The following is a 6,133-nucleotide window of genomic DNA, read 5'->3' as shown; positions in this document are numbered from 1 at the left end:
TTCTGACTCGTAAATCAAGTTTCTGACTCGTAAATCAAGTTTCTGACTCGTAAATCAAGTTTCTGACTCGTAAATCAAGTTTCTGACTCGTAAATCAAGTTTCTGACTCGTAAATTAAGTTTCTGACTCGTAAATTAAGTTTTATCAACAAACTTCAGCAAATATACGCGCATTTATCCTGTTTCAATGCTCTAAAAGTTCTGTAGCTTCACTCAGGCTGATGCATCCGACAAGTGCCTATTCTAATGATAGATAACAAACTCAGTGTTAAACACCATCAGGGTTATCTATATTAAATTAATCCAAAAAGGAAAAGTTTATGACGCAACGGAAACGAAACTCAACAGCACTGACTAAAGCTGAACGACGCATTGAAGGATTGCAAACGATTAATCCTGAACTAGATTTTGGCAATGGGTTATCAATTGTTACTTACAACACTATAGTTTATCAGTTACGAGAGAAGCTAGCCGCATATAATCAAGCACGAACAATGGTGGATAAAACGCAGAATACATTACTAGATGCAGAACGTGCATTAAATAGTTATTCTGAGCATATGCTGCTGAGTGTTGCATCTCGCTATGGCAAAAATAGTGATGAGTACGGGATGGCTGGTGGAACACGCAAGTCAGATTATCGACGGAAAGCACGCTCGGTGGTAAATCAAACGGTGATGGTTGTGGAGTAATTATCTGATTGAAGAAGAATACATTCGTCAGAATTCAGGAGCGGAGCAAGGGAAAAGCTCCGCCTCCGATCAGAGATACAGCAGAATTCAGAATTCAGGGGTCAGAATTCAGAAGTAAAACAGCTTTTACACAAGGGTTTGAGACTTTGGTTGTGTACCTCACTTTCCTTGAAATGCGCTGTAAATTTTATTATAAGTAATCACCCGAACTTGAATTAAGTAAGTGGTTCAAATTAAATATAAAACCTCACCCTGCCTCCGGCTTCCCTCTCCGAACTCACGGAGAGGGATTGAGGGTGAAGTTTGATCTTATGTTTAATTACGTCTACCTACTTAGATATAGCTTTTTTATTTTTTGTTAAGAATAATTCCTTAAGCCTAATTGCATTTTGCACCTGCTCAAACAGTTTTTTTGTGTGTCGTGACTTCAAATCATCTCAACTGTTTTGAACCATCCAAACTAAAAATCCGAGAATTTGTTCCACAGGTGGGAGGGGATAATCCATCAAGTCGATGGTGACAATATTATCCTCCAGCTTCAATAATCGCCATTGTGTACCACTGCTAATAGAACCATATATTACGGCAACTGGACCATTTTTTGCGGCATTAAATCTTTGTGCTGCAACCATTTCTGCAATACATTGTCCAAACCCAGTTCTTAAATCAGCTTTTTTTGCTTCTACAATCACAATGCATGGTGCTTCAATTTCTAGCACTTCCGGCGAACGACTTAAAAGGAAATCACACATTCCATTAAGTCCAACTGCCTCATCAACTGTAAAGCGATATTCGTCAGCGATCGCAGTTCGAGTATCTTCAATCTCCGTTGGGTTAACTTCTGGAATGTTTGATCAGGCATTGTTTTTTCTTGTGGTTTTACACAGCAACCGAGCAAAATCATTGCGCGGTTGCACCGTCCAAAGTCCTTAATGAATAAGGGGTGAATAATTTCTCGTGCAAAATTTTGATTGCCCGAAGCCGATGAAAATCAAGCGTTTCGTCGAGGCATAAGTACTAACATCCGACCAAATTAATTAAAAATTGGGATAAGAAACATTACATGAACGCTACAAAAAATTTTCGGAGCTTTTTTACCACCTGACCGACTTTTCAAACACCCTCTATGTATTCATCACACCTAGCTCTTGCAAAAGCTGTTCTAATATTGCTTGATTATGATTCTGCATAACTACAATATGAGCAATTTTGCCATAACAAGCTAGTTGCCATCGTTTTTCAAGGAACTTCTCTGGACGCTCAAATACAACCGTAGTAGAGAAAGGATTAATCAGTGCAAAATTTCTTGATTCAGCAATTTTATTCCAGAAATATTCTGCTAATTTCCGACAGTTTAGTACTTCCTCTTTAAAGAGATGTTTTCGCTGTTCAATAGCATCCCAAAGAATGACTGGTGTTAATCCATTCCTACTACCTGTAATTGTTGTATCCGTTGAGCCAAGATATTCAATATCAAAGGATTGCACTTTTTCTTTCCGTGCTAGCACTATTCCACAAGGGACTGGAGAACCGATGAATTTATGACCACTAACTGCTATGGAACCAATTGGATATCGAGAGAAATCTAGAGGAGTAGCTTCTTCCATATAAGGAATTAGCATTCCTCCTAAAGCTCCATCTACATGAATATGAAACTGAGTTATATTTAGTTCAGAAAGTATTGCTACTACTTTACTAATATCGTCCACTGCACCTGTAATTGTAGTTCCTACATTTACATTAATAATTGCAGGTTTATGCCTATTCTTATCGAGAGCTTCATACAACGAGGAATAATCTATTTCCCCATGAATCTGACTTTTTATCTCTACAAATGGTATGCGAAACATCCTTGCAGCTTTTACCACTGAATAGTGACAATCAGCCGAACCATAAAGAATTGCATCTGGATATAACTCACGCCCCATCAAAATACCGTAAAGGTTTCCTTCAGTGCCACACGATGTAACATATCCCCATGCATCATCTTTTTCGAGATGATAAATATCTGCAAAAAAACTAATTATTTCTCGCTCAAAATCTTTAGTATTTATTCCATAATTACCTTCTACGTAGGCATCACCTAAATTATTAAGTGTGTATTTTAAAAGCGGTAATACCCGGTGAGAATCAAATGCTAGATTATAAGGATAACCAGCATGAAGCTTTGAGCGACTTTCAAGACGTTCCAACAGACCATCAATCGAGAGAACAGACAAGTTTGCAGTAGACATAATCTTAATCACATTAAACTCAGAAAAATCAAATTTTAATCTTGCAAAACCACACAATGTATTTAGTATTTTCTGTCAAGGTGTAGTTGCTATTTACAAGTAGAGAAGAGAGCCTAATTCTAGGTAATTGAAAGGAATTATGCGTTTTTCCTAATAGTCAATTACACAGTTTCATGGCGTTTTTTTGGCAAAAGCTATTCTCAATAGCTTTTTGGTGAAGGTATTGAGATAGCAAGCAATTTTGCTCTGAATCAAGGTTCTCTTGCTTAGAGTTTTTACTATCATATATGTGCTATACCTTACAAAGTACTTACATACCAGGAAAACAGCTAAAATTATTTCACTAAAAACTAGTACAGCACGGCAGAAATAAGCAGACCATTAAATAGTCTCCAAGAGTGGTATTAAATTTTGCAGCTAGCTAATTCACATTGCACGTTCATTCAGTCAGCGATACTCACTTAGTTTTATTTCTTATTTCCATAAAATCACATAGCCACTGAATATTCAAATATTACTAAGTAATCTTCATCACATCTTTAATTACTGCGTCATCTTTATGAAATTTTGATTCTTTGTATAACTGGTCTTCGTATCTTTTGCATTCCATAGGGTTGAAATTGTTGGTATAAAATTTATGCTTTTAAGGGATTGACAAATAAAAAATACTCAACTACTTCTTGTGGTGGGGTGGGCAACATGAGCGCCCGTATAGAAAGGCGCTCATGTTGCCCACCCCACAAGATTGGGTAATTTATTTGTTGTCAGTCCCTAATATTAACAAAGAGAGCGATGTCTACGACGGGCTATTCGGCGTCGCAAAAGCAACTTAGACCTTTTTCCAATTGACTAATTGTTCTCGTTTTTCTCAGTTCTCTATTCAAAGAGAATATGATGTTTCCAAGAGTTCCCAAGGAGCAGGTTTTCTGACTTGCTCCCATACAGGACTATACAAGGCTTCAGATAATTCCCGTGCCATTTCCACCAGCCCCGCATAACCAGCGTAAGCATGATGACGTTCATGGTTAATATCCAAAAAAGGAATTTGTGCTTTCAGCGCTGTATATTGATTGCCAGCCCCAGCAATCAACACATCAGCTTTTGTATTCTTGAGTACCTTTAGTAATGCCGGGGGAGTTCCATCGGCCAAAACAATACCATCTTCACCAAGCAATTGCTTAATTTTGGCTTTCTCTTCTTCTGTACTCTTTTTGTCAGTAGTAGCAATAACTTCCATTCCCAAGTCTTTGGCTGCTAAAATAAGTGACCAACTTTTTACACCACCACTAGCAAGAATAATCCGCTTGCCTTTTAACTGAGAACGGTAGGGAGCTAGGGCAATATCTAGGGTTGCGGTTTCTTCTCTTATCAACGATTCTGTGCGTTCTTGAAGATATTTGTCGCCTAATGTTGCTGCAATATTTCGCAAGCAATGGTTGAGATTTTCCACACCATAGAAGGATTCTTCAATATAAGGAATTCCATAACGTTCTTGCATTGAGAGTGCCATTTGTACTACTACATTCGAGCAAATTACGACATTCAACTTGGCACGATGAGCATAGCAAACTTCTTGATAGCGAGCATCACCTGTAATTTTGGAGAGAACGCGTATACCCAATTTCTTGAACAGTGGTAAAACATTCCACAATTCCCCAGCAACGTTATATTCACCAACGATATTGATATCGAATGGTGTGATAAATTCTGGTTCTGCCGTTCCGATTACATATTTCAATAAAGTTTCATTGCCGATGCGATTACCTAAATTTTTACTACCTAAAAATCCAGGTGCATTTACATATATAACCGGAATACCAATTTTATTTGCAGCCATTTTACAGACGCTATCCACATCATCACCAATCAAAGCAGTGACACAGGTAGCGTAGACAAATACAGCCGCAGGATTGTAGCGTTGAACAACTTCGAGAATAGCTTTGTACAGCTTCTTTTCACCACCAAAAACAACATTATTCTCACCAAAGTTAGTAGTAAAAGCAATTTGGTGTAGTTGAGAACCTGATGAGAGGCTACCATGAGTTGCCCAAGGGTTGTGAGTGCAAGCAACAGGGCCATGTACTAAATGAGCAGCATCAGTAATTGCTCCCACAGAAACCATTGCCCCATCAAAAGGACAATTCCCTTGAGTTGCACCTGGTTGTGCTGCTTTATTGCAAGATAGTTTTTTGTTGTCAGGCAATTTTTTTTGGTTATGTAGACAGCCTGTCTCGTTAAGTAGTTCGTTGATTGTGACTTGGGTATTTTTCATGTCTTTGCCTCGCGCTGGAGATTAATACAAAAAGGGTAAAAGGAGTAAGCACAATCAAGGTGTTTTATGGTGTGTTTACGCCACATTCGCTACAAGAAAAAGTTTTCAGGTATGCCAAAAGCCGCCACAAATGGAGTTTAACAAAATTCGGTGGGTTTAAGTCCCCGGCAACTAAGAAGCCGCAAGTTTTGATGTCTAAATCTAAATCCCAGTTACAAAACTGTACTTCCGACTTCCGACTTCCGACTTCTTTAAAACCCTTACCAAAGAAAGGCGATTTAGAACATATCCTGTAAGAAAGCTGAGTTGCAAAGCGACACACCACACAAACTTTAACAGGTAGTAAATTAATCCCTATTTGGACACTTTTTGCTTTTCGCTTTCTTCAAAGAGTTACGAAAAATCGCAACTGATGCACTAGCACTTTCAGGTAAGATAGCCAACTCCTCTCACATATCCTGTTTGCACAGGAAGGAAGACCTGTTAATGCTTTTACGATTCTTAGCTTCTCTAAATGTTAGCCTAGCATAATTATTCAAAAATGATTTTATTTTTGATTTTTTGCGGTAAAAATACTCAACCGAGTTGGATAATGTAGCAAGTTTAGATAAGCAAATAAACCTTAGTAAAACAGAAATATCCCCTAGTAATAGAATTGCAAGCCGCAGATACCCGACTTATTTAAGAAGTCGGAGTTCTTGTTTCTGCGCGTTTGATTCAGGATTGCTATAGTAATAAATTAGACTTTACAAACATCCTTGAAAGTGCGGCGACATAAAGGGGAGGGGAATGGTAGCATTCACTAGCGTTTGTTTGGTCGCCTAAACCGTTCAACTCCGGCTTGACTGTGGACTATACTCTATAGTTGACGATCGCTTGCGGTTATCGGTTAGAGTCGAGAGGTTGTCTGCGGCGGGCTATGCCTACACCTTCTTC

The 6,133-nt window shown here is 38.4% G+C and carries 4 protein-coding genes and 1 pseudogene; 1 reads left to right on the top strand and 4 read right to left on the bottom strand.

Features of this window, described 5'->3' with window-relative positions; all coding sequences use genetic code 11:
- Positions 1-319: 319 nt before the first annotated feature.
- The gene (locus tag V7K27_RS01665; RefSeq protein WP_334943671.1) at positions 320-691 is read left to right on the top strand and encodes a hypothetical protein; all 372 of its coding nucleotides are present in this window, start codon (positions 320-322) and stop codon (positions 689-691) included.
- 437 nt (positions 692-1,128) lie between these two features.
- Here the strand turns inward: V7K27_RS01665 and V7K27_RS01660 are convergent.
- From V7K27_RS01660 to nifE, 4 genes and pseudogenes are all read right to left on the bottom strand, one after another.
- Positions 1,129-1,476: pseudogene (locus V7K27_RS01660) on the bottom strand (hypothetical protein); the annotation flags it as partial.
- Positions 1,425-1,553, bottom strand: a complete 129-nt coding sequence (locus tag V7K27_RS01655) for a hypothetical protein (protein WP_334943669.1) — start codon at positions 1,551-1,553, stop codon at positions 1,425-1,427. The gene V7K27_RS01655 and the pseudogene V7K27_RS01660, both read right to left, overlap by 52 nt.
- Positions 1,554-1,815: 262 nt before the next feature.
- Complete coding sequence (locus V7K27_RS01650) at positions 1,816-2,925, bottom strand: histidine decarboxylase (protein WP_334943667.1); 1,110 nt, start codon at positions 2,923-2,925, stop codon at positions 1,816-1,818.
- Between the two features lie 880 nt (positions 2,926-3,805).
- On the bottom strand, positions 3,806-5,197 hold the full coding sequence (gene nifE, locus V7K27_RS01645; RefSeq protein WP_334943665.1) for a nitrogenase iron-molybdenum cofactor biosynthesis protein NifE: 1,392 nt from the start codon (positions 5,195-5,197) through the stop codon (positions 3,806-3,808).
- Positions 5,198-6,133 lie beyond the last annotated feature (936 nt).

It is taken from the genome of Nostoc sp., from assembly GCF_036919575.1.
Taxonomy (GTDB): Bacteria; Cyanobacteriota; Cyanobacteriia; order Cyanobacteriales; family Nostocaceae; genus Nostoc.
Note: the sequence above shows the minus strand (reverse complement) of the source record. Positions and strands in the feature narration are given on the sequence as shown.